The sequence below is a fragment of the Georgfuchsia toluolica genome, from assembly GCF_907163265.1.
Classification (GTDB): Bacteria; Pseudomonadota; Gammaproteobacteria; order Burkholderiales; family Rhodocyclaceae; genus Georgfuchsia; species Georgfuchsia toluolica.
Map to the genome: position 1 here is coordinate 2,141,991 of NZ_CAJQUM010000001.1, position 25,242 is coordinate 2,167,232.

A 25,242-nucleotide genomic window follows, 5' to 3' on the forward strand; every position below is an offset into this window, starting at 1 on the left:
CCGCGTTTTGTTCCGGCCATGCCGGGCCTCCCTATGATGCCTACCACCCACTCGGGCATTCTTTATCGCCGCCTGCTGGGCTACGTGCGGCCCTACTGGAAGATGCTCGCGGCGGCGATGCTGATGACAGCGATCACCGCTTCCACCGAGTGGATGCTGCCGGCACTATTGAAGCTGCTGCTCGACAAGGGCTTCTCCGGCAAGGCGCCGCAATACCTGTATCTTGCCCCGGCGGCCATCGTCGGCCTGTTTGTCGTGCGCGGCCTATTGGGCTATATCGGTTCCTACGGCCTGTCCTGGGTATCGAATCAGATCATCTTCGACATTCGCGGCAAGATGTTCGAGTGCATCATGCGCCTGCCGACCGGCTACCTGCATGACAACCCGTCGAGCCGCCTGATCACGCGCGTTTCCAATGACGTGAATAACGTTGCCGCCGCTGCAACATCGGTCATCGGCACGGCCCTGAGCAACAGCTTTTCCGTCATTGGGTTGGTGGGTTTCCTGCTCTACAGCAACTGGAAACTGACATTCCTGATGGCGGTAGTAGCGCCGCCGATGGCGTTTGTCGTGCGCACTTTCAGCAGGCGCATGCGTTCGATGAGCCACGCCAGCCAGGAAGGCATAGCGGCCATGACGCAGATCCTGCAGGAAAGCATCGACGGACACAAGGTAGTCAAGGTGTATGGCGGCGAGGTACAGGAGGTGAAACGTTTCGGCGCAATCAACAACAGCCTGCGCCGCTATGCTATCCGGCAAAACATCGCCGCCTCCGCGACCGTTCCGCTGGTGCAAATTTTCGCCTCCTTCGCCGTGGCCTTCGTCGTCTATCTTGCGCTGTCGCAGAGCACCACCGATGGTATGACGGCAGGCGGTTTCATGTCTTTCATCACGGCCATGATGATGATGCTATCGCCGATGAAGAGCCTGGCCGACATTAATGCACCGCTGCAACGCGGTCTGGCCGCGGCCGAAAGCGTATTCACCCTGCTTGACGAAAAACCCGAAGATGACCGGGGCAGGCACGAATTCGCCCGCGCCTCGGGCCGCATCGTGATGGAGGGCGTGCGCTTCCGCTATCCGGGCGCCGAACGCGAGGCCCTCACCGGCATTGATCTCGTCATCGAGCCGGGTCAAACCGTGGCGCTGGTCGGTCCCTCGGGCGGTGGCAAGACTACGCTGGCGAATCTGTTACCGCGCTTTTATCATGCGACTGCGGGCCGCATTATGCTGGACGGCTACGACCTCGAAGAACTGAAACTCTCCAGCCTGCGCGCCAACATCGCGCTGGTGAGCCAGGATGTCGTGCTGTTCGACGACAGCATCGCCAATAACATTGCCTACGGCAGCCTGGCGACCACGTCGCGCGCCGACGTTGAAGCCGCTGCCCGCGCCGCGTATGCGCACGATTTCATAGCCGCCATGCCGCAAGGCTATGACACGCTGATCGGCGAGAACGGCGTGCGCCTGTCCGGCGGCCAGCGCCAGCGCCTCGCCATCGCACGCGCACTGCTGAAGAACGCGCCGATCCTGATTCTCGACGAAGCCACCTCGGCGCTGGATTCGGAATCGGAACGCCAGGTGCAGGCCGCACTGGAACATCTGATGGCTGACCGTACCACGCTGGTGATCGCGCATCGCCTGTCGACGATTGAAGGCGCCGGCAAGATTGTCGCACTGGAACATGGGTGTGTGATGGAACAGGGTACACATGCCGAATTACTCGCCAACAATGGTCTCTATGCCAAGCTGTACCGCATGCAATATGCGCTGGAACACGCAGCGTGATGGTCGCCACACAGAAGTAAACCGCGGCAGGGAAAGCAGGAAAGCCGTATCCTCAATGAAATGCTGGCCTGAGTGCAGGATGTTTTCAATTGACTGAGATAGCCCAATCAGGTTCTGGAGATGCGTCACAGAACTATTATCTTGCCTATTTGACTGCCAACGATGGTCGGGACTTCAGCATCGACTATCTGAATTTCCGCAACATGGCGCGACACCCCCCTGGGGTACCGTGCGTGGAAGTCACCATTGCCATCAGCCAGGTCCGACCTTTCTCTTCCGCCGATGCGCGGCAAATCTCCTCCTTGGTGCATCTCGCCTCCTCCGTACCGTGGCTTCGGGTGCGGACAGTGATCTGGAAAGGCAATATTGGCAGGGATTTCAGTTCTGCCGAGGCGTGTCTTCGATCCCTGGCCGAAAGCGCGTACGATGATGATTTCGTGTTGATTCGCAACCGCAGTGGCTACGGTCCCTTTTCTGGCGGCTGGTATTCCGTTTATATCGACCAGTTTCGCCGGCATGCCAATTCCGGTCTGGTTGGAAGCACCATGCATCTCAGCGGCCCGCCAAACATGCCGCAAGGAATGGACCCGCGCCATGTTCAGACCTACGTTTATCTGAGCCAGTGGCGCCATTTCAGCTCATTGCTTGCCGATTTTCCCGGCAGGCAATGTACCGACAGCCCGGGGGCGATCCTGTATGGAGAACTTGGACTCAGCCACCGTATCATGGCTCAGGGCCTGAGTCTGTCGTGCCTGCATTGGCCGGAGCATGTTTTCACTTCCAAGAGTAGCGATGATCCGGCGCTGCCTCTGGAGGACATCAAGTCCAAAGTTGCGGGGTTGCCGTTTCGCTACAAGTTTCCAGCCTATCGACGCGCCTTTACACCGCAGTTGCTGCGTTTGTTTTGGATGTTTGCGACATATATGCCATGGTTTTGGCGAAGAACGCCGACAGCTTCTCCCCGGCAACTGCATTTAAATGACTACGATAGTTTCGTGAGCACTTCGTGTCGAATCTGATTTCTTCAACTGCCAAAGAAAATGGACGCATCGTGGTGTTCCGCGACTGCTGGAACATGGCGCCTCTGGTCACGGCGTTCGAGAGTCTCGGCTATGAAACCTGGGTTGATCGTCCTGATAGCGACCTGCGACAGTTAAGACATGGCGACGTGGTTGCCTGCGTGACCAATATCCACCTGGATATCAAACGGCCCTGGAAGGCCCTTGCTGCCAAGCGGCAGATCAATAACCTCGGAGCGCCCTTCATTTTCTGGGATCGGGATGGGCCGTCCCACATGGGGGAGAAAGCTTGGCGAATCTGGCTGCTTAAGCATGTCGAATTCATGGATGCCTACGCTACGCATACCTTGCAAGATGCTGGAAAATTTTCAGACGAGGTGGTTTATCTCCCGAACGCCGCCTGGACCGAGCGCTACAACCTGGCGGGGAGAACCCTTGAGTCCCTGCGTGACCGGGCGGCCTATCGTTACGATGTTTCTTTCTTCGGGCGTATTGATCCGGGCCGCTTTCCCGAAACTCATTTTCGTGCCGCCTTTGTTGAAAAACTGAAGCCGGTTCTGGAAGCAAGAAAGTTGCGTTATTTTTTTGGTGCTCATGATGTTCCTGTCGCGGAACAGATTCAACTGATCCAGACCTCAATCATCAACCTGAGTTTCTACGCTGGCTGCGATGTGCGCTATCAGGGGGGATATCATGGCGAACCCTTCAGTTGGGGGCTACCGGAACGGTGTTACGGTATCCCTGCCTGCGGCGGTTTCGTGCTCAATGACCAACGGGTCCATGCCTATGACGATTTTGTCGATGGCAAGGAGTGGGTGGCCTTTTCCAGCTTTGACGACTGTGTCGGCAAGATTGCCTACTATGCGGACAACTTCGTCCTGACCCGTGAGATAGCCGAGGCGGCACATCATCGGGTCATGTCGGAACACCGCTACGTGGATCGCGCCGCCAAGCTGCTCCGCTTCTGCTTCTATTGGAAACAGAAGAAAGGCCTGCTACCCGTCCCGACCGGTCTCTGACTCGCCGGAGGGGGAACGCTGGTTTTGACGCGCCAGCACATTGAACATCAGGGCAAGAAACATGAATTGTTCGAACATGTGGTCCTGAAAGTTTCCGTCGACAACGCTGCGGATAAAAAAACCACTGACGACAAAAAGCAGGGTCAGGCCCGCCGGATTTCCGTAATGGGAAAAGGATATCCACCCATGCAATGCCAGGATTCCGGCAAATACCAGCCACATCAGTAGCGCCGGAATGCCGACACCGAGGGTGAAGTTGAGAATGCCGCTATGGCAATTCTTGCTTGAAGCGTAATCCGGGTAGACCAATTGCATCGCATCGCCAAATGCGTTTCGTCCGTAGCCTACGCCGAGGGGGTGGTCGATGATCGCCAATCCGGCTTCCTTGGCCCACGCTATACGCATGTAGTTGGAATGTTCGACTATTACTCCGCTGGGAAGCTGGGGAAGAGGTTGGGAAGAATCCCGCCAGGCACGCTGGTGTTCGGTGTCGAGCGCCAGGTGGATGGTATCGATGAGGGTCAGCCAGCGCTGATCGGATTTGACGGAGATCCAGCCGAACGTACCAATACATGCCAATGCAATAATGCCGATTGCCAACAGTTTCGTTGTCTTGAGACTCCGTCGCTTGGCGATAAGGGAGACCAGCACGCAGGAAATGATGAGCGCGATGAATCCCATGGTTCCGAAGCGGGTGCCCACCACATACGTTGCAAATATGCACATGGCGAACAACAGGCCCAGCCAGGCCTGGGATAGAGGCAGATAGGCGCGCTTGTAGAGCATGCGGGCCATGACTTCGCTGCACAGAATCGCCATGAGCAGGTTGGTCAGAAGACTTATCCCGGTGCGGTTTTCAACAATACGGGTTTCCTGGAAGGGAAGCTTTCCCTCATGCCACCAGCGCCACAGCGTGTCGACATCATGCAGGCCGATTTGAAATGCCAGGGTCAAAGTCATGGCCATGGCCAGCAAGGGTCCGGAGCGCTCCGGCTGGCGCCGCGTGATGAGCGCTGCGACCATGAATCCGATAAGTCCGGTGATCCCGCTTCTTACCCATTGCCCCCAGAATTCCTTTAGGGCAGCATCGGTGTGTATGCCAAACAGAACTGCCTGGATGACGATCCAGGCAGAAAGCGCGAGAAAGGTAAGCCACAGAACCCTGTCGGCCAGGAAGCCCTTGAAAATACCGGACTTCCGGCATTGCCCCAGTGCGATGATCAATAGAACCAGAGTCAGGGCCAGGCGAAGAGCAATTGTGCCGGGGAGCGACCAGACGAAGAGCAGCACACAGGCTGGACCTACCAGCAGCCATTCGGACAAGGAAAAAGAATAAGTTCTGGATTGAGAAATTGTCATTCGACTGGCGGTCCTGGTTGTTCAGCGGTCAGGGTGGGCAATAGCGCGGATACAGCATCCTGCACTGCGGCAAGCGTCAGCGCTTCCATGCAAAGTGCTTTGGCACAGGCCGAGGCAGGACGGGCACAGTGGCGTACCCAGTTTACGGTTGTTCGTTCGAAGAGCATCCGGCCATCCCGGCAGGGAAACTCCGCAATGGTCACAGCGCGGTAGGGGTGTTCGCGCCAGAACTGTCCGGGACCGTAGATGATGGCCGAACCCGGGCCGAAAAGGGTGACGCTCGGGGTGCCGGTAGCCTTGCTCAGGTGGGCGATGCCAGTGTCGGGCGAAATGAGCAAAGTTGCCCCAGCCAGCAAATGCCATAGCTGGACGAGATCCAGTTTGCCGGCGAAGGAAAGGTATTCCCCATTCGGATCGCACTGCCGCACCAGAGCCTCCTCGCCAGGACCGCCGCTCCAGACAATTGCGTATCCCTGATCTTCCAGCCAGGCGGCGAGGCCGCGCCAGCGTTCCGGTATCCAATGACGTAGCGGGGAACTCGCGCCCACGTGCAGGACGCAATAAGGTTTGGGCGGCATTGAAAAGTCGCGGCAGGGTGGTGCAGGCCAATCGCGGGTTTGGAATGCTTTTGGGGGCGGTCCTTCTGCTAATGATGCCGCCATGTCGGGCCAGGCAGTAGGGTTGGCTGGATAAGGGCGCAGCTCGTCGATCAGCCAGTTTTTCCAGGCGGGAGTGTCACCCTCAAAACCGACGATCCAGCGTGCGCCGAGACTGGCTGCAAGCGGCGAATAACGATTTTCCGCAGGGATAATCACCAGGTCCGGGCGAGGCAGGCGAAACAGCGCAAGCAGGGAGGCAAGGCGTTTCGGATTGAATGGATGGGCATGAACGTCATAAGGACGGCCGGCAAACAGCGGAACAGTAGCGGGTGGTGTAGCCAAATGAATTGCTGCCTCGGGAAAACCCTGGCGCAGTTTGGCCAGCAATCCGGCGAGCATGATGGTATCGCCCAGAAGCAGATGATGCAGGACGAGAATATTGCGCGGTGGAACGGGGTGCCGGAACCAGCGGGTCGGCAGGCGCATGATCAGCAGGATGAATACCAGCAGTCGGCCTGGAACCCGGGAGTTGTTCAGCATCCGGTCGAGGAACCTGGGTTTCACACCTGACTCCGCAGACGGTCCAATTGGTGCAGGCTCTCGTCGAGCAGCAAGAGTTGCAACAACTGTTCGGCGAGGTGCTGGGCGCCGTCATAGTAGGCACTCGCCAGACGGTCTATGGGATCCTTTTTCAAAAGGTTACCCGTTAATGCGGAGAGCCTCGTTCCCATACCCTCCACGCGTCCCGGAGGTCACCGCGAAGCCAATCGCCCAGCGGAGGATTGAAACCCCGTTTCTTGCGCTCGAAAAGCTGCAGGCGGCTCAGGGGAACCATGACGGCGTTGAGGAAATGTTTTGCGGGGTGCGTGTAGCGGGCCGCTGGCGCAACCAGCGCCAGCTTTTCCAGCCAGTGGTGGTCCAGCAACGGCGCGCGCAATTCGAGCCCGTGGGCCATGGTGCACAGATCTGCCTTGCGCAGGATGTACTCGGGCAGCGTGTTGGCGAAATCACAGGCCAGCATATATTCCAAAGGCATTGACGGATTCGTGTCGATGGGTCGCCACCAGACTTCGCTTTCCAGTTTCTGGCTGGCGCTCAAGAAGCGCCGCTGGGCCGGAGTAAACCCCGAGAAGCGCAAGGTATAAGCCAGTTCCCACGGGAGCCTCAGTTCATCCGCCAGGCGACTCCAGCCTTTCCCGTCCAGCGACACCGGCGCGGGCAGGGGCAATTTCAGCCCGGCCCGCCAGTGAGTACGAAGGTGTTTGGGATGACGTTTGTAGCCGGCAAAGATCTCGTCGCCACCATCGCCACCGAGTACCACGGTCACATGCTTGACGGTTTCCCGCGCCAGGAACCAGGTTGGTATGCTGGATGGGTCGGCAAACGGCTCATCCAGATCCGCGACGATGCGATCGAAAGCGTCACCCAGACGCATCGGAATGGAAATGGAGGTATTGGGCAGGCCCAGGACCCCGGAAATTTCCGCGGCTTCGATGCTCTCGTCAAAGCTGGAGTCCGGAAACGCTGCCGTGAAGGTTCCCAAATCACTACGGCCGCTGCTGGCCAGAATGCTGGCAATCGCGCTGGAGTCAATGCCGCCGGAAAGGAAGACGCCCAAGGGACGATCCGCCGCGGTGCGCAGCATGACCGCACGCCGCAGTTCCTCCAGCGCTTCCTCGACGGCCGATGTTCCGGGGGGCTGGCCATTGCGCTCGGGCAGGAACCAGTAACGGTTTTTTTGAAGGTGGCCGGTGACAAGGTCATATGTCAGATAGTGGGCATTTTCAAGGCGGCGCAGGCGTGAAAAAATCGTCCGCGGTGCCGGAATGTAGCGATGGGCGAGGTAGGCATCAATGGCCTCGGGATCGAATGCCCGCTGGTTAACCGGAAGCCAGGGCAGCAAACAGCGAACTGTCGAACCGAAGGCAATGCCATCGGCTTGAACACCATAGACGAGCGGTTTGAGGCCGAGGCGATCGCGGGCCAGAAAGACCTTGCCCAGGCGCAGATCGAGGATGACCAGGGCGAACATCCCGCGCAAATGTTCCAGAAGTGCAGGAAAACCGAATTCCTGGTAGGCGCGCAGGATGAATTCGGTATCGGAATGCGTGCGGAAGGGAATGCCCTGGGCAGCCATGGCGGCAGCTTGTGCTTCCCAGCCATAGACCTCGCCGTTGTAACAGAGCCAGATCTGATTGTCATCACTGGCCATGGGTTGGTCAGCAACCGGGCGGGGATCGCGGATGGACAGACGGGCATGCAGCAAGGCTGAAGTCGCCGCAGCTTCAGGACCGACCTGGTTTTGCTGTTGCCACGCTATTTCGTGGGAGGCGTCGGGGCCGCGCTTGGCCAGTGCGGCAAGCATGGCACGCCGGGTGGCCGGCGCCAGGGGACGATTACCGAAAAAGCCGGCGATGCCGCACATCAGGCATGAACTCGTGCAATGATTTTTCTGCTGGACATTCTTCGCGTCTTCTCAATGCTTGCGGCGAGTGGCATACCAATGCGCCAGCGTGGGATGACGATAGAGCCACAGGCGGCTGAGCAACCAGCGTGCCCCCTTGTCCTTGACAACAATGCGGTGAATATAAGCGGGATCGTCACCCGGCAGGTTTGCACCCGGGACGGTAGTGTAGAGATGGCGGTAGCCCGCGTTCCTGGCTACGGCAAGGTAATCATCGTCGAAATATCCCTGCGGCCAGCAAAGGTGGTCACTGGTACTGCCGAGACGGGTTTCAAGAAGGGATCGGGCCGACGCGAGGTCGCTGGCCAGCGCGTGGCGCTTTTCAGCCGGGGCGACGCAGGTCTTGTCCCAGCGGTTATGTGTGTGGGTATGTGAATGGAATTCGAAGGTGCCGGCCGAAACCATGGCCTCAATCTCACTCCAGCGCACGATAACCTCATCCGAACGGCCCTCGGCGATGATTCGTTTGCAGACATTATGCTCAGGGGTCGCTGGCAGGTTGTTGCTTCCCTGATTGGCGTGGGGCCGCCGCGGGCCTTCCCTGACCCAGCCGGTGACGACGAACATGAGCGCCGTAAATGCAAATTTTTCCAGCACCGGATGTGCGTACACCCAGTTATCCAGGTAGCCATCGTCGAAGCTAAGCACCACTGATTTGTCTGGAACCGGGTTGCCCGCGAGATAGGCGCCAAACTGATTGGCATCAAGGGTGCGATAGCCCGCCGCGGAAAGGGCTGCCATCTGCTCCGCGAAATGGCCAGGTGTCAGCGTGACCAGGCCGGGACAGGGCGATATGTGGTGGTACATCAGTACCGGCACGGAGCGGGCGGGCTTCACGCCCTGTGCCTTTCCGCCAGGCTGGCCAGATAGAAAGCTTCCATTTCCGCGGCCATGGTGGCAACGCTGAAACGAGTGCGGGTAATGGCGAGACCGGCTTCGCCCAGACGGCGGCGCAGAGCCGCATCATCGACAAGGGTATATAGCGCCCGCGTCAGGGCCGCCTGATCCTTGGGCGGAACAAGCAGGCCATTGACCCCATCGCTGATGACTTCGGGAACACCATCTACCGCAGTCCCGACGACCGCCAATCCGGCAGCCATGGCCTCGATGAACGAGGTACCCAGCGCTTCCTGCCAGGTGGCCAGGGCAAAGAAGTCGCAGCCGGCCAGAACATTGGGAATGTCGCGGCGCAATCCGAGCAAATGGATACGGTCTGTCAGGCCACATTCGGCGATATAGTCGCATAGCCGGTCATAGATCGGTCCATCACCCGCAAAGACCAGATGCACAGCAGGACGTTCGGCGAGGAGAGGTTTGGCGGCATTGATCAGGTCGAGGTGGCCTTTCTCAAAGCGAAGAATGGCCACGGTTGCAATCAGAATGCTGTCATCGGTCAGCCCCAGTTCGCGGCGCAGCGTACTGCAGGTTTCCGGCAGAGGCTCGATGCCGGTATACACCGTCGTCACGTTTTCGGCAGGTACCCCGACGGAAATCAGATAGTTGCGTACCCAATCACTGACCGTCACCACCTTGTGCGGCAGCTTACGGTAAGTGGCTGGAGATGTGATCGGCAAAGCCAGGTGGCGGGTACGAACAATCAAGGGGGTCCGCGCCAGGCGGCCGGCAATGCCCCCGAGCAGGCTGTCATGGCCACTATGCGTATTGACTACATCGAAGCGTTCGCGCCGCAACAGGCGGGCCAGCCGCCATGCGGCTACGAGGTCGCCGCCACCCCGCATGGGGATGCGGTGTACCGTAAAACCAGCTTCCTCGGCGCGCACTCCGAGCCGAGCTTCGGGACGGCATGCAAGTTCCAGGGTATGGCCGCGCGCCCGCAGCGAGACCATTTCCTTGAAGATGCGGTGCTCCTGACCTCCCCATCCGGTGGAGGATTCCGTGTGCAGTATCTTTAAGGTCATGGGCAATAGGGAAGTCAGCGCTTGCTGCCGACGTGAACAAGCGAAGATTATACCGGCTGCCTTGCCAGCGGCCGATTACGCGGACTGCCCGCTTATGAATCCCGGTGTTGAATTTGATATGCCCGCATCGGGATTCAATAGTCCGTCATAAAGTGCGAGCAGGCGGCCGCTCATTTCCTTGGCAGTCAGCACCTGCGCCGCTCTACGCGCATTGATTGAACACATCATGCGGGTGTCTGCGTCAAGCAACCGGATCATGTTCTGCGACAGGGCCTTTATATCGCGGGCATCGTTGAGGAAACCCGCGCTGCTGGCTGCAACTATTTCCCCGGCGCCGCACTTGAGACTGGTGATCACCGGCAGTCCGCAGGCGAGAGCCTCAAGGACGGCATTGGACAGAGGGTCATAGAGGGTTGGAAGGACAAATACATCGGCAGCGCCATAGAACGGCCTCGGGTCCGCCTGGGGGCCGGCGAAATGGATACGATTCGAGCCTAGCCTCTGGGCCTGGGCCTGGTAGCGGGAAGCGTGTTTGTCCTTGCCAACCACCAACAGATGCGCATGCGGCGGCAACCGAGCGATGGCCTCGATGGCGGGGCCGACCCCCTTGCGATCGTAGCCGGAGCCAAGCAGCAGAAACAGGATTGCAGATTCCGGAATACCGTAACGACGGCGTATTTCCCCACGGTGAATAGCCAGTGCCGGAGAAAAGCGGTCAGCATCAACTGCGTTGTAGATAACATGCAACTTTTCAGGGGCGATCCGAAAATGCTGGAGCACTTCCGACTTGACCATTTCCGAGATGCAGATGACGGCCTTCAGACGCGGACTGGCGAAAAGGCGCCGCTCTGCCGCAAGTCGGAAATGGTGCGCCGGATTAAGCGCAATCCTTGCTTTATCCCACCACGACATGTGTCGGCGCCGTTGTTCCAGCCAGACGCGGTGTACACCGTCACCGGCCCGGAAAATGTCGCAGCATGAAATACGTTCGTGGGACTGCACCAGCGTTGGCTGGTCGCGTTCGATGGCCTTGCAGACAGAGCGTCCGAAACTCCAGTCCCGCCATAAGCTGCCCAGGTAGAAGGGATTGCAAATTACCGGCTGAAAGACGCTCTCCCCTTCGGGCCACTGGCGTGTGTATAAGGACAGGGTCACGCCGCGATCTGCCAGCGCAGTCAGTGCCAGACTGACAAAGCGTTCAGCCCCTCCGTAGGGCGTGTAGCGTTGGCGTATGACGGCAAGTTGAAAGGACATGTTGGTGTTGTGCGCGCTATTACATGGTTTGTAAATCAGATAAAACGACCGACTTTTTCGGCGACAGCGCACTTTCAGAGAATAGCTGGCCGGGTAGACACCATATACTCAGGCACCCATTGCTTGAGCTCCTGCTTTACCTCATCAGCCGGCTTGACCGGTACAGCAAGCCAGGTATCCAGTGTGGCCAACCACTCTGCCTCATGCGTTTCATTGGCGCACGCGATACGCAATTTCGGGTTCAGCGTTGGCAGTGTAGTTTCGCTGTCGGCGAGAAGTTCCTCAAACAGTTTCTCTCCTGGACGCAGGCCGGTGAATTCGATGCAAATCTCGTCTTCACTGAAACCCGACAGGCGAATCATGTCGCGCGCCAGATCGGCGATCTTCACCGGCTCACCCATGTCGAGCACGAAAATTTCTCCGCCCTTGCCCATCAGTCCCGCTTGCAGCACAAGTTGAGCCGCCTCCGGAATCAGCATGAAGTAACGCACGATATCGGGGTGGGTCACGGTAACCGGGCCACCCTTCTCTATCTGCTCACGGAATTTAGGAATCACGCTGCCGCTGGAACCCAGCACGTTGCCAAAGCGCACAGATACAAAGCATGTCAGCGGACTTTGTTCCTGCAATGCCCGGCACGCCAATTCCGCCAGCCGCTTGCTCGCGCCCATGACATTGGTCGGATTCACCGCCTTGTCAGTCGAGATGAGCACGAATCTTTCGACCTCATGCCTGATGGCGGCGCGTGCCACGCAGGCCGTACCGAACACATTGTTGCGCACCGCAGCCCAGGCATTGTCCGCTTCCATCAGAGGTACGTGTTTGTAGGCAGCGGCATGAAAGATTACTTTCGGACGATGTATCGAGAATGCCTGCTCCAGCGTCGCAGCGTCCTTGACATCGCCAGCTACAGCAACAATCGCAAGCCGGGGGAAATGCTGCACGAACTCCTGCTCAATGCTATACAACGCAAATTCCGACGCTTCGTAAAACACCAGTTTCGCGGGTGAAAATGCCGCGATTTGGCGACACAGTTCAGAACCGATCGAACCGCCGGCGCCGGTGACCATCACCACTCTGCCCGTCAAAAGACCACGCAGGCCAGCATCGTCCAACTGAACCTGATCACGGCCGAGCAGATCTTCAAGTTCGACGTTGCGAATCTGGGAGACGGCAGTCTTGCCTGAAAGCACATCGGCCATGGAAGGTACCGTCAATGCGCTGACCCCGGCTTCTACGGCTATTTCCATGGCCCGCCGCCGCTCGCCAACCGTTCTGCTCGGCATTGCGACAATGGCGTTCTCGACAGCCAGCCGCTTTGCATGACGGCTCAATTCGGCCAGAGGCCCCAGCACGGTGACTCCCTGGAGGCGCAAGCCCGCCTTGGCAGGGTCATCATCGAGCAGGCCCACGACACGCCAGCGCGAATCGCTCGCCAGGTCGCGCAGCAACGCTGCCGCCGCCGCCCCCGCGCCCAAGATGATGACCGGCGTCGCGCCGAGTTGTTGAAGCGAGAACAGGTGCCCATCCTTCCACGCCCGATAAAAAAAACGGCTGCCGCCCATGATTAACAGCAACAAGATCGGGTCAAGAACCAACACCGAACGCGGCACGTCCTCCATGCGGTCGAGCATGAACAATACAGTCGGCGCGGCGAGCGCCGAGGTTGCAGCGGCAAGCCCGATGCGACGCAGATCGGGAATGCTGGCAAAACGCCAGATGCCGCGATAAAGGCCGAAAGCAAGAAAGACGATGGTCTGTATCCCAACCACCCAGAAGAGAGTACGTGTCATCGACGTCGCATACTGGACGGGAATGTCGAAGTTGAAGCGCAGCCAATAAGCCGTCACCCATGCCAGCACTGCGGCGGCAATATCATGCAACGTTGCAGCGGCAGTACGCCAGCTCAGGGATTGTTTGTATTTTTGAGGTACTTTTCCCAACATAGATCGATTGTTGTCATTACCAAAGCATATATCAAAACCCAGGCCAATAAGCTGATGTGCCTGGACAGGCTATTAACATTCTGCAACAGCAATGCCGATGCTGCGCTGGCCATCATCAAGGCATATTCTGCGAACGCAAGACGGCGATGGCTCCAGCCCATGCGCACCAGGCGTTGATAATAGTGCTCTCGGTGCGCTTGCCACACTTGCTCGCCACGGAATATACGTTTCGCCAGCGTTGCCGTGGCATCGACAAGAAACGGCGAAAAAACCAGCAGCGGAAACCATGCTGGCCAAGCATGCTGCTCCCAGCCTAGAAACCCCAACCACGCTGCCAGAAAACCAAGCGGCACTGAACCGGCATCGCCAAGAAAAATCCTTGCCGGTGCAAAATTGAAAATTAAGAAGCCGAAGGCAACGGTCGCGAGCAGAAAGCAAAGCGATGCCAGCTCCGGCGCAACATGCCATGAAGCTATTCCATAGGCCCAAAAACCCGTTGTCGCCATGCCGCCTGCCAAACCATCGGCACCATCCATGAAGTTGTAGAGATTGGTGCTCCATAGCAGTAACAGGAAAAAAATCACGCCTAACAGCGGTGGGAAAGCCAGATTGCCAAACACAAGCATGGCCAATGCTGCCGCGGCCTGCACCAGCAATCGCACGCTTACCCGCAAGCCGCGGCAGTCATCGATCAAAGACAACAGCCATAAAGCCAGTCCCACGACGGCAATCAATCTCATACCGGGAAACAGGACAAGAGCCGGCAGCAGTGCCAATGGCATTATCACCATCCCACCGATGCGTGGCGTGATGGCGACATGCAGGGAGCGATGGTTGGGCACGTCGGGAGCAAGGCGCATTGCCCAGCCCGTGCGTAAGAGCAGGAACAGCAGGGCAACCTCCGCGGCGACCACCAGAACCAACAGTGCCGGAAGAAGGAAAGGGAGGGATGTCATGGACAGCTACGGTACCACTGTGCAGTCGCAAGCAGGCCATCTCGCATGGAATAGGGCGGCTCCCAGCAGAACGCGTTCCTGAACGGCGCATCGTCAACCACCAGCGAATCGGTAAGACGCCGAATCTCCTGCTGCTTGCCGAGGAAACCGGCAAGCGTCAGCAGTACCGGCAAGGGAATAAACCAAAAACGACAGGACCGGTCGAGTGCCTGCGCCATGACTCGAATCAATTCCGGTGTCGAAACAGCAGCACCATCGCTGATGCAGTAACGCCCGTTCGACGAAGTTTCCATTTCGAGACAACGCGCGATGACTGACACCAGGTTGCCTACGTAAAGCAAGCTGCGCCGGTTGTTGACCGCGGCTAATGGCAAGGGAATCCCGCGATCCACCAAACTCAGCAGACGCAGAAAGTTGGCGCCTACTCCGGGGCCATATATCAGCGGTGGGCACAGTATCACCGCCCTCATGCCTGACCGATCTGCAATTTCCATCAGGATATTTTCAGCTGCCAGTTTGGAGCGGCCATAGGCGTCCTCGGGGGATGCCATTGTTGTTGCATCAAATACACCGCGTTCACCGAGTGCCTTGACTGAGCTGACGAAAATAAATTTTCTAACTCCAATTGCAGCAGCGGATTGCGCGAGCCGCCGGGTACCCTCAACATTGACTTGGTGATAGCAATCAATCTCGGCCAAAGGATCTCGTGCTTGCATGACATGTACGCGATTTGCCAGATGCACTACCGTATCTACCCCGAACAATCCGTCAGACCAATCGGTATCGGGACCCAAGTCTCCGATAACTGCCATGTGTCCCAGTGAGCACAAAGGATCGCCGTTCTCCACACGACGCCGCGTTGCAATACGCAAAGAATACCCATGCGATTTCAATAGAAAGCAAAGGTGACGACCTACAAATCCAGTCGCACCAGTAATGAGAACTGTATTCGACTCCGCTGTCACAAAGCAATCGCTTTCCTGTCAGGCAGAGCCGAAGCAGCACCGACCATCAACCAAAATATTCCTTGAAACAGCATCTCATGTACCAAGCTGATAAAAACAAATCCAAGCAAGCAACGGCGACCTTCGAGCATGGCGTTTCCGACCGCGTTCTAAATGCGGCTCTGACTCGATCAGGTGTAAAGCGGAGCCTAACATCCGGGGTCAGCCGCGCCTGGCGCTGGCAACGAGAGTTTTCATGACCGGGATTTCGTTGACCTGGCTTGAATAACCAATATTTTCGCATACTTGGCAAAGCAGTCCTGGCGGTAGATGAGGACGTGCAGGCGTATATCTCGGGGAGTGATCCGCGATATCGCCTGTTTGACGTTAGCGATCAATGCGGCCTGAGCTTTCCGCCAAGCCGCAGGCTTTCATATTCGGCGAGCACGCCGGCATTGACTTTTCTTGAGTCGAACAGGGTTGCAGTCCGGCTTTTCGCCTGGCTGCCCAGCCGCGACCGGAGGTGGTCATCCAGCAGCACAAGTTTGAGCGCCCGGGCTAATGCGCTGACATCCTTCGGCGGCACCAATATTCCGGTGACCCCATCCACGATGGCGTCCGTCAGGCCGATGATACGAGTGCCAACAGTGGGTATGCCCATAGCGGCCGCCTCCAGTACTACGTTGCCGAATCCCTCGCGGTAGCTGGGCAGGCAAAAAATGTCAAACATGGCAATATATTCCTCAGGCGCGGGCATATAGCCAACCATGCGAATACGTTTGTCGCGGTGTATGCGCGCGACCAACTCTGCTGGCAGGGGGTCTCGCTCGGGTTCGAGCGGGCCGACCAGTACCAGATAGACGTTCTCGCAGCCGAATGACGCAAGCAGATCGAAAGCAGCGACCAGTTCCTGGATACCCTTGTCCTTGGTGACGCGGCCGACGAAACCCACTACCCGCGCCCCGGCCGGGATTTCCAGGCGCGCCTTGACCGCAGCCGCCGTGCCGCTGCGATGGTGATTGAAGCGCGTGAAATCGACCCCCGCCAGGGAGCCTTGGCCGAGCACGGTGATCTCGTCGGCCCGCGCCACGCCTTCGGCGACGATGAAGTCGCGCTGTGAAATGCTGTCGGCGTAACAACGCGTGTTCAGCTTGACCACCAGGCGGTCGCAGGCCTTGGCGATCCAGCGCACCCAGCCACTGCGTTCCGCCCACGCCTGACCGGTGAAGGTGTGGAGCCTGACGGGAATGCCAGCAAGCCGACCGGCGATGGCGGCAAGCAGCCCGGCTTTAGGCGTCGTTGAATGCACTAGGTCGAAATGCTGGCGGCGGAAAAAAACCAGCAACCGCAACAACGTCACCAGATCACGAAAGATGCTGATCTGGCGGGAGATGTTCAAAGCATAATGACTGACGCCCGTAATCGACTGCAGGGCCGCGGTTCCCTCCCCGGGGCTGGAAACCAGGACGACTTCGTGCCCGGAGCGGGCGGTGGCAGCGATCTGCTCGCCCAGATGATGGAAGAGGAAGAAGGGCACGGTGGCGATGCGACAGATGCGCATGATCGATTCAGGCTACCGGCTTCGTTGCAATGCATAAGGCATAGGGCGAGGTGTAGCGGTTGGGTGGCACCCCTAAGCCACGCTCCTCGAGCCACCAATAGCCACGGCTGATGCGCTTGATCATGCCGCGCACGGACAGTGGTTTTTCATCCGTGTCGAACTCTCCCAGCACGCCGGGTAGCCCCAGCAGATAGCGGCAGCTCGCCACCTCCAGGCCGGCTTGCCGATGCGCCTGTGCCAGCGTCTCGATGCCGAGCGGAACGTGCGTGTCATAAACCGCGCGCCGGGCCAGGCGGTAGGCCAGGCCAGGCAAGCCGCGCATCGTCGGCACCAGGGTGATCATGCAGCCGCCGGGGCGCAGATAGGTGGCGCAGGCGGCAACCGCGGCGGCAGTATGCTTGAAATGCTCTACCAGTCCGAACGAGCCGACGACGTCAAAATGGGACAGCCATTGTGGCGGCGGCGCAAACATGTCGCCTTCGCGGATGTCGCCGGCGCAACCGGCACGGCGCAGAATTTCCCTGCTGTTGGCGCATCCGGTGGGCGAGTAGTCGATACCGCTGACGGTAAAACCGAATTCGTTGCAGAAGTAGGGCAGCCAGTGCGAGGTGCCGCAACCAATTTCGATGAAGCGGCGGTTGCCGGTGCCCTGCCGCGCCAGCGCCTCCTTGAAGCAACGGTGCAGCAGCCGGGAAAAATAACTGCCATGCACTGGGTCGAGCGGTCCGGGCAGAGCAGCGTCGCGCCAACCCGCCTCCCAGTATTGCTGGGTGGTTATCCTTCCCGAGGCTTGATCAAGTGTATCTTTCATATCGTCTATCGCAGCACTGCCGTCCGTGCATAAGAAAACAAAAAATGATGGTTCGCTTCAGGCCTCATGGATCCGTTTCCGGCACAAACCATGGACATAGTAGGTCACCAAGCCGGCCCAGATGGCGAAAGTGATGACTGTGGCAGCGGCGATGCCGCTCAGACCATGGCCGCGTACCAATAGCAAACCCGTCGCCAAGTTCAGCACAAAGCATGTCAGGGAAATGAGCAGCAGCACATAGTTTTTGCCGATCGCATTCGCCACGCGCAAGCCTATCATTGCCGTCAGGTAGAAGGGCACTTGCCAGATCAGGATGCGCAATATTTGCGCGACCCGCTGCGAATCGGCGGCGCTGAACGCACCGCGCTGGTAGATCAGGGCAGTTATGCCGTTGGCGAAAAAGTGACACGCCAGGATCACCGGCACGGAAATGATGAGCAGCGAACGTACACTTACCAGATAGGATTTGGCCAGTCCGCGCCAGTCCTGCTTGGCCACCAAATCGGAATAATGGGGCAGCGTAATGTTGCTGGCGATAATGGTGAGAAAGGCCAGGCCCAGCATAACCGGCCGCGAGGCGAAGCCGAACGTCGCGGTATCACCTGCGGTCAGGGTCGTCGCCAGGATGATGTCGGTCAGCAGTATGCCCCCAAGCAATGTCGCGGCGATCACCAGTAACCAGTAGTCGCGGCGGATGCGGCGGCCAGCGCCGTTGGCCGGCAGCGTGGCCACGGCGCTGCCGTAGCCACGCTGGCCGAGAACTGTCTTGGCAAGTAGATACTGCAACAGAGCGCCCAGCGATGCGCCCCAGGCAACCGAGGCAACGCCGCTCGATTTTCCCAGGGTCAGCAAGGCAGCGACGGCGGCAGCGGGCGTAAGTATTGGCAACAATGCTGCCAGGGCGTGCGCCCGAATGCTGTTTAGTGCCGTGACGTACAGACTGGACAAACCACCAAAAAAGAACAGCGGCAGGACGCTCCAGAACAGCGTATGACTGAGCGCCAGGGTATCGGCGGAAAAACTGGTGGCGACCAGGGGCGCCCCAATAATGAACAATGCGGCCAGCACAAGTAATGCGCCGCAGAGCACTATCAAGAGCGCCCGGTGCGCCCAGGCAACAAGCCCTGCTGCGGCAGCGCTTCCGCCGGCATGTTCGGTGCGCACAAAGATCGGTATCAGAAGTGACTGCACGGTACCGCCGGCGAAAATGTTGATGCCGGCCACTGGCAGGGCAATGGCGAGTTGATAGGCATCAACCGAGGTTCCCGTAGCAAAGGACGCGGCCAGAAGAATATCCTGCAGCAGCGTCACGACGCCCACGGCCACCGTCGCGCCGGTGACGAAAAAAACGGATCTCGCCTGGATCAAGCGGGTCACGGACGATTCGACTCCATCTTGAGGGACCATGAAGGTTTTTCGTCATATGCCATAGTAATTACGATATAACTGTGCATACGGCTAGATTCCCTTGCTAATCGTGGCGGTTGGTGCGCGAATCACTCTTTCAACGATGCATCGATATAGGTCACTTCGCGCCGCATCCTGCCATGGTTGAACACGTCAATTGGTTTGCCTTCGAAGACGGCCTTGATAAATATTAAATTGCCCGAATGAGCGATCAGTATGGTCACTACGGCCCATGATGGAATGGTAATAAAACCGCGATGAATACTCTTGGCATCCCTATCGGAATACCACAACGCGGTCAATAGCAAGGCGCCGAAAAGCGCTACTGCAAGCAAACGCCGGTCCGGCCTGGGAAGCTTAAGGTTCATATTGCAAGGATACAGGGAGAGTTATTGTTTCAAACCGTTAAATGGGAATTCTTAAGCGGGAATCGTCGATAAATTGATATGCTCAAAGGGTCAGTGATTACTCCGCGACCAGGCTCTGCATTCATCACCAAACCCTTTGGTGCGTTCAGTTCGTCTGGATACGCCCTAGCCGAGCCTCTTGAATGACAGGAGCAAGAAACTGGGCGATATAGCTTCCCCCTTGGCGGGAAAAATGGGTCCTATCGGCATAGAGAAGTTCGGAACCCTTCATGGCCCAGCACCATTGGTCATCGCACAAGAACTTGGCGACATCAAACACTTTGACCGACGGGAAATCTTTCAACACTGAAGCTGCGATTTCGCGGTACTCGCGATTGTGTCTTTCGAAGTCATCACGAGAAACCGCACATGTTGACCTCATTTCATTGCCCAGACGCAGAGGGCGATTGTTCGCGCAGGATTGCGGATCGAAGTTGAGTCCGGCTTGATTAAGGACGAATACCACTTGCTTGTTTTGCTGTAGCAGGTAGGAAAACGTTCGCGTTAACGCAATCCGGTATACCTCTCTGTTATCAGTAATTTCCGGCCGATCAGCAAGGCGGACGAACATTTTGCGATCCGGCTGGGGATCGATATAAAGCGTCCAGTTTCCGACCATGACGACCAACTCCACCGACGCGGTTTTACCTGCTATCGATACCATCTGACTGGAGCCCAAGGCACTTGCTGCCTGCCGCTCATAGGGGCTCAGGTTATCGTAACTGCTGACCCCCATGAGGGGCAACATTCCACCCAGGCTGAGTCCGAGAATATTCACGCTTGCATCGTTCGCAGTGGCCTCTTTGAGACCATTAAAAAGGCCGGGGGTAAGCGAGTCGCCAATGACTGCGATCGTTGGTTGCGAATCCTTGGCGAGCAGGCAATAACCCCTGAAAGTCGGAAATCGACGTAAACAGCGGGATTCATCAGAAGCGGCAATTTTGCGGAATTGATGCCGCTCGTTATTAAGCAATAATTGTTTCTGGCGAAATGGCAGCCCCTCCCGATCGAAAGCGTTGTAGCCAATAAAACCAACCAGCGCCATCAAAATGCACAAAACTATCGATTTTGTTCCGGCATGGCCACCATAACGGATCGGTTTTTCAACCAGGCGATAGGTCAGGGCAGCCAGAATAAAGCTCAATGTCACTGCGGTTGCGCCAATTTCGAGCGAAAGTGTCTCCGATTCCAGGATGCGTGCAAACGAAAGCAGGGGCCAGTGCCAGAGGTATAGCGGATAACTGACAATGCCGACGAATACCATGACGCGGCTAGAAAGCAGGATTCGATTTATCAGTGATTCCTGGCCAGCGAGAATCAGCAGCATCGATCCGGCGACTGGCATGGCCGCGCGCGCGCCAGGGTAGGGCATGGTTTTATTGAACAGGAAAACACTGGCCAAAATCAGTGCCAGTCCGACCAGCGACAACATACTCATCAACATTGCCTGCCGTGTCGTAACGTCACAGAGGGCGCCCCCACGCGTCATGCAGCGATTACCCCAAATGAGACCACCCTCTCCCTTGTTGCCCCCATTGAGAGATAGCCACGCCAGCAGCACACCCGTCATTAATTCCCAGAAACGTGTCTGCGGCACGAAAAAAGTTTGCACGACATCGTAATGAACACCAATCATGTTGGCACCGAAAGACAGGGCTAATACTGTCGAGATGACGAGCACCAAATTAATGCGAATGCGCCAGGCGAGCCAGATGAGCAGGGGGAAACCGAGGTAAAACTGCTCCTCTATCGCCAGCGACCAGAGGTGCATGAGGGGCTTTAATTCTGATGCGACATCAAAATATCCCGCTTCTTTCCATAAAATGAAATTCAGCACGAACCCGGCACCAGCAGCGATGTGTTTCCCTAATTGCTTGTATTCTTCCGGCAGCAGTGCAAACCACCCCAGAACAAAACAGCAGGCCATGACAATGAGCAATGCCGGAAATATCCGGCGAATGCGATGAGCATAGAACTCAAGAAAGGAAAAATCGTTATCTGCCAGGCTCTTGAAAATAATCGTCGAGATCAGGAAACCAGAAATGACGAAAAAAACATCAACTCCGACGAACCCGCCTGGCACATATGCTGGCAAGGCATGATATGCCACTACACTGAGAATCGCCAAGGCGCGGAGTCCGTCTATGTCTCTTCGGTATGAAGGGTGGTAATTATGCTGTGAGGTATTTTTCATGTTCCCGGATTCGTGATCTACGGCTTGCTTTTTTGATAACAGCTAGAGTTCCTTCGCGGATTACGGTTTCTGCCGCCAGAATCTTCGGTCAATGCAAGAGGCTTTGTCAGTGCGCCTCATCCCAATTTGCGCCGACGCCCACCTCCACCAACAGCGGTACCGCAAGCTGGGCCACGTTGCCCATGAGGTGGGGCAGGGCTTCGCGTACCAGCGCAAGTTCGCCGTCTGGCACTTCCAATACCAGTTCGTCATGTACCTGCAGCAGCAGCTTTGATGCCAGTTGTTTATCGTCGAGCCAGCCCTGCACCGCGATCATCGCCAGCTTGATCAGGTCGGCGGCGGTGCCCTGCATCGGCGCGTTGATCGCGGCGCGTTCGGCGCCCTGGCGGCGGCCGGCGTTGGAGGACTTGATCTCAGGCAGCCACAGGCGGCGGCCGAACACGGTTTCGACATAGCCCTTGTCGCGCGCCAGCTGGCGCGTCTGTTCCATGTAACGCGCGACACCCGGATAGCGCGTGAAGTAGCGGTCCATGTAGGCGCCTGCTGCGCTGCGCTCCAGCCCCAGTTCACGGGCGAGGCCGAAGGCCGACATGCCGTAGATGAGGCCGAAGTTGATCACCTTCGCGGCGCGGCGCTGGTCGCTCGTCACTTCGAGCGGCGTGATGCCGAAGATTTCGGCAGCGGTAGCGCGGTGCACGTCCTCGCCCTTGGCGAAGGCGTCGAGCAGGCGCTCGTCGGCGGAGAGATGGGCCATGATGCGCAGCTCGATCTGCGAGTAGTCGGCCGAGACCAGCACGTGGCCTGCCGGCGCGATGAAGGCGGAACGGATGCGGCGGCCTTCCTCGGTGCGGATCGGGATGTTCTGCAAGTTGGGATCGTTCGACGCCAGCCGGCCGGTCACCGCGACTGCCTGCGAGAAGCTGGTATGCACCCGTCCTGTCGCGGGATTCACGCTGCGTGGCAACTTGTCGGTGTAGGTGCCCTTGAGCTTGGCCAGGCTGCGATGTTCGAGCAGCAGCTTGGGCAGCGGGTAATCGAGCGCCAGTTGGGTCAACACTTCTTCGTCGGTCGATGGGCCACCCGAGGGCGTCTTTTTCACCACGGGCAACTGCTGCTTGTCGAACAGGATTTCCGCCAGTTGTTTCGGCGAAGCCAGATTGAAGGGCTGGCCAGCGAGTTCATGCGCCTGACGTTCCAGCTCCATCAGGCGTCGCCCGAGTTCTTCGCTTTGTTGCGCCAGCGCAAAGACATCGATCAATATGCCGTTGCGCTCCATGCGATACAGGACTTCGGCGACCGGCAGTTCCACATCGCGGTAGAGCTGTTCAAGTTTCTGTTCTTCGACGAGTTGCGGTGCCAGCGCCTGATGCACGCGCAGCGTCACGTCGGCATCCTCAGCCGCGTAGGCACCGGCCTGTTCCAGCGCCACCTGCGCGAACGAAATGCGCGCCGCGCCCTTGCCAGTGACATCATCATAACCGATGGTGGACAGGCTGCAATGGCGCAACGCCAGCGCGCCGAGGTCGTGCGACTTGTCGCTTTCGAGAATGTAGGATTCGAGCAGCGTGTCGTCATGGATGCCGCGCAACTCGATGCCGTGGTTGGCGAATACGTGGCGATCGTACTTGAGATGCTGTCCGACTTTTTTATATTGTGCCGATTCGAGCCACGGCTTGAGACGCAACAAAACGTCGCTCAACGGCAATTGATCCGGCACCCCGGCATAACTGTGACCGATGGGCAGATAGGCCGCGACGGCCGGCTCTACACAAAACGAAATACCCACCAGTTTTGCCTGCATCGGGTCAAGGTTGGTGGTTTCCGTGTCGAGCGCAGTGAGTTCGGCGGCATCAATGATCTTCAGCCATTTGTCGAACTGTTCCCAGGTGAAGAGCGTTTCATAGCCACTGCGATCGGGCTGAACGATAGTCGCCGGTTGAGAGTCGAGAGTCGGGTACGAGCCCTTAACGGCAGGCGCTGCGCTTCTCTCGGACACCGGTTTGAGACCGCCATTGCCCTGGATTTCCCGCAACCAGCTTTTGAATTCGAGTCTGGTGAACAACTCGGTCAACGCCGTATTGTCATGCGGCTGCGGCAGCAGTTCCCGCACCTTGAGCAGCAGCGGCAGCTCGCAGGCAACGGTGACGAGCTTCTTGCCCAGCGGCAAAAAATCGAGGTGCCGGCGCAAGTTTTCGCCGACGGCACCCTTGATATCGGCAGCACGTTCGATGATGCCGTCGAGTGAGCCGTATTCATTCAGCCATTTCACCGCCGTCTTCGGCCCGACCTTGGCTACGCCGGGTACGCCATCGATGGCATCGCCGACCAGCGCCAGGTAATCGACAATGCGAGCAGGCGGCACGCCAAACTTCGCCAGCACGCCGGCTTCGTCGAGCGTTTCGTTGCTCATGGTATTCACCAGCCGCACGTGCGGATTGACCAGTTGCGCCAGGTCCTTGTCACCGGTCGAGACGATGCAATCGATGCCCTGCGCCGAGGCTTCGCGCGTCAGCGTGCCGATCACATCGTCGGCCTCGACGCCGTCGATCATCAGCAGCGGCCAGCCCAGCGCACGCACGCAGGCGTGCAGCGGTTCGATCTGCGCCACCAGATCGTCCGGCATCGGCGGGCGATGCGCCTTGTATTCGGGATACCAGTCGTCGCGGAAGGTCTTGCCCTTGGCGTCGAACACCACGGCGCGATAATCCGCCTTGTAGTCGGCCTCAAGCCGACGTAGCATGTTGATGACGCCATAGATCGCGCCGGTCGCCTCGCCCGCCTTGTTGCGCAGGTCGGGCAGCGCGTGAAAGGCGCGATAAAGATATGACGATCCGTCAACGAGTAATAAGGATGGCATGGAGAAGATATGAGTGTTTACGACAAGCTGCCAAAACAGTACGACCCGTGGAAAACCGCGCCGGATATCACAGCCAGAGAGGCCTGGCGAGTGTTCGGCATTATGTCAGAATTCGTCGAGGCGACCGAACGCCTGAAGCGCGTCAGCCCGGCTGTTTCGATTTTCGGCAGCGCCCGCCTTGCGCCCGATTCGCTTTATTACCAGCTCGCGGAAAAAATCGCGCGCCTGTTGTCCGACTCGGGTTTCTCGGTCATCTCCGGCGGCGGCCCCGGCATCATGGAAGCCGCCAACAAAGGCGCGTTCGGGGGCAAGGGCGTCAGCATCGGCCTCAACATCCAGTTGCCGATGGAACAGGCGAACAACGCCTATCAGGACATCTCGCAATCGTTCAAGCACTTCTTCGCGCGCAAATACATGTTCGTGCGCATGGCGCGCGCCTATGTCGTCATGCCGGGCGGCTTCGGTACGCTCGATGAACTGCTCGAAGCTCTGACGCTGATCCAGACCAACAAGTCGCCACACATCCCGATCATCCTGGTCGGCACGGAATACTGGAGCGGCCTGCTCGACTGGTTCCGCGAGCGGCTTGTCGCCGAAAAAATGATTCACCCGGAGGACATGAAACTGATCCAGGTCATCGACGAACCGAAACTCATCGTCGATGCCATCTTCAGCCATTACGAGAAGCGCGGTTTCCCGCGTCTGCCGGAAGAACACGAATTGTTACTCAATCTGTGA

The 25,242-nt window shown here is 58.1% G+C and carries 21 protein-coding genes; 4 read left to right on the forward strand and 17 right to left on the reverse strand.

The window, feature by feature from the left end:
- The first annotated feature begins 33 nt into the window (after positions 1 to 33).
- From msbA to K5E80_RS10105, 3 genes are all read left to right on the forward strand, one after another.
- Positions 34 to 1,788, forward strand: a complete 1,755-nt coding sequence (msbA, locus tag K5E80_RS10095) for a lipid A export permease/ATP-binding protein MsbA (RefSeq protein ID WP_343213242.1) — start codon at positions 34 to 36, stop codon at positions 1,786 to 1,788.
- 89 nt (positions 1,789 to 1,877) lie between these two features.
- Complete coding sequence (locus K5E80_RS10100) at positions 1,878 to 2,807, forward strand: hypothetical protein (protein WP_220636027.1); 930 nt, start codon at positions 1,878 to 1,880, stop codon at positions 2,805 to 2,807.
- A complete protein-coding gene (locus K5E80_RS10105) occupies positions 2,795 to 3,826 on the forward strand; it encodes a glycosyltransferase family protein (RefSeq protein ID WP_220636028.1) in 1,032 nt (343 codons plus the stop codon). The genes K5E80_RS10100 and K5E80_RS10105 overlap by 13 nt, the downstream gene beginning before the upstream one ends.
- Here K5E80_RS10105 and K5E80_RS10110 read toward each other — a convergent pair.
- From K5E80_RS10110 to polA, 17 genes are all read right to left on the reverse strand, one after another.
- Positions 3,803 to 5,185 carry an O-antigen ligase family protein gene (locus tag K5E80_RS10110; protein WP_220636029.1) on the reverse strand — a complete coding sequence of 461 codons (1,383 nt, stop codon included), beginning with the start codon at positions 5,183 to 5,185 and terminating at the stop codon, positions 3,803 to 3,805. The genes K5E80_RS10105 and K5E80_RS10110 overlap by 24 nt on opposite strands.
- On the reverse strand, positions 5,182 to 6,348 hold the full coding sequence (locus K5E80_RS10115; protein ID WP_220636030.1) for a glycosyltransferase family 9 protein: 1,167 nt from the start codon (positions 6,346 to 6,348) through the stop codon (positions 5,182 to 5,184). The genes K5E80_RS10110 and K5E80_RS10115 overlap by 4 nt, the downstream gene beginning before the upstream one ends.
- Positions 6,345 to 6,479 (reverse strand): hypothetical protein, encoded by a 135-nt coding sequence (locus tag K5E80_RS16955; RefSeq protein WP_281420235.1) that lies wholly within the window; start codon positions 6,477 to 6,479, stop codon positions 6,345 to 6,347. Before K5E80_RS16955 ends, K5E80_RS10115 begins: the two co-directional genes overlap by 4 nt.
- A gap of 11 nt (positions 6,480 to 6,490) precedes the next feature.
- Positions 6,491 to 8,209 carry an asparagine synthase (glutamine-hydrolyzing) gene (asnB, locus tag K5E80_RS10120; protein ID WP_220636031.1) on the reverse strand — a complete coding sequence of 573 codons (1,719 nt, stop codon included), beginning with the start codon at positions 8,207 to 8,209 and terminating at the stop codon, positions 6,491 to 6,493.
- Between the two features lie 51 nt (positions 8,210 to 8,260).
- The gene (locus K5E80_RS10125) at positions 8,261 to 9,085 is read right to left on the reverse strand and encodes a polysaccharide deacetylase family protein (protein WP_220636032.1); all 825 of its coding nucleotides are present in this window, start codon (positions 9,083 to 9,085) and stop codon (positions 8,261 to 8,263) included.
- Complete coding sequence (locus K5E80_RS10130) at positions 9,082 to 10,167, reverse strand: glycosyltransferase family 4 protein (RefSeq protein WP_220636033.1); 1,086 nt, start codon at positions 10,165 to 10,167, stop codon at positions 9,082 to 9,084. The genes K5E80_RS10125 and K5E80_RS10130 overlap by 4 nt, the downstream gene beginning before the upstream one ends.
- A 75-nt stretch (positions 10,168 to 10,242) precedes the next feature.
- Entirely contained in the window at positions 10,243 to 11,421 is a 1,179-nt protein-coding gene (locus tag K5E80_RS10135; RefSeq protein WP_220636034.1) for a glycosyltransferase family 4 protein, read from the reverse strand.
- Between the two features lie 74 nt (positions 11,422 to 11,495).
- Positions 11,496 to 13,367, reverse strand: coding sequence for a polysaccharide biosynthesis protein (locus tag K5E80_RS10140; RefSeq protein WP_220636035.1), 1,872 nt, complete (start codon positions 13,365 to 13,367; stop codon positions 11,496 to 11,498).
- The gene (locus K5E80_RS10145) at positions 13,328 to 14,281 is read right to left on the reverse strand and encodes an MraY family glycosyltransferase (protein WP_246591094.1); all 954 of its coding nucleotides are present in this window, start codon (positions 14,279 to 14,281) and stop codon (positions 13,328 to 13,330) included. Before K5E80_RS10145 ends, K5E80_RS10140 begins: the two co-directional genes overlap by 40 nt.
- Before the next feature lie 38 nt (positions 14,282 to 14,319).
- On the reverse strand, positions 14,320 to 15,288 hold the full coding sequence (locus K5E80_RS10150) for an NAD-dependent epimerase/dehydratase family protein (protein WP_220636037.1): 969 nt from the start codon (positions 15,286 to 15,288) through the stop codon (positions 14,320 to 14,322).
- Positions 15,285 to 15,419 (reverse strand): hypothetical protein, encoded by a 135-nt coding sequence (locus K5E80_RS16960; RefSeq protein ID WP_281420236.1) that lies wholly within the window; start codon positions 15,417 to 15,419, stop codon positions 15,285 to 15,287. Before K5E80_RS16960 ends, K5E80_RS10150 begins: the two co-directional genes overlap by 4 nt.
- A gap of 242 nt (positions 15,420 to 15,661) precedes the next feature.
- Complete coding sequence (locus tag K5E80_RS10155; RefSeq protein ID WP_220636038.1) at positions 15,662 to 16,828, reverse strand: glycosyltransferase family 4 protein; 1,167 nt, start codon at positions 16,826 to 16,828, stop codon at positions 15,662 to 15,664.
- 7 nt (positions 16,829 to 16,835) lie between these two features.
- Positions 16,836 to 17,639 carry a class I SAM-dependent methyltransferase gene (locus K5E80_RS10160; RefSeq protein ID WP_220636039.1) on the reverse strand — a complete coding sequence of 268 codons (804 nt, stop codon included), beginning with the start codon at positions 17,637 to 17,639 and terminating at the stop codon, positions 16,836 to 16,838.
- A 57-nt stretch (positions 17,640 to 17,696) separates the two neighbouring features.
- Entirely contained in the window at positions 17,697 to 19,016 is a 1,320-nt protein-coding gene (gene murJ / locus K5E80_RS10165) for a murein biosynthesis integral membrane protein MurJ (RefSeq protein WP_220636040.1), read from the reverse strand.
- A gap of 119 nt (positions 19,017 to 19,135) precedes the next feature.
- On the reverse strand, positions 19,136 to 19,414 hold the full coding sequence (locus K5E80_RS10170; protein WP_220636041.1) for a hypothetical protein: 279 nt from the start codon (positions 19,412 to 19,414) through the stop codon (positions 19,136 to 19,138).
- Positions 19,415 to 19,559: 145 nt separating this feature from the next.
- Complete coding sequence (locus tag K5E80_RS10175; protein ID WP_220636042.1) at positions 19,560 to 21,647, reverse strand: acyltransferase family protein; 2,088 nt, start codon at positions 21,645 to 21,647, stop codon at positions 19,560 to 19,562.
- Between the two features lie 106 nt (positions 21,648 to 21,753).
- Entirely contained in the window at positions 21,754 to 24,504 is a 2,751-nt protein-coding gene (gene polA, locus K5E80_RS10180; protein WP_220636043.1) for a DNA polymerase I, read from the reverse strand.
- Between the two features lie 9 nt (positions 24,505 to 24,513).
- Between polA and K5E80_RS10185 the strand changes: the two genes are divergently transcribed.
- On the forward strand, positions 24,514 to 25,242 hold the full coding sequence (locus tag K5E80_RS10185; RefSeq protein ID WP_220636044.1) for an LOG family protein: 729 nt from the start codon (positions 24,514 to 24,516) through the stop codon (positions 25,240 to 25,242).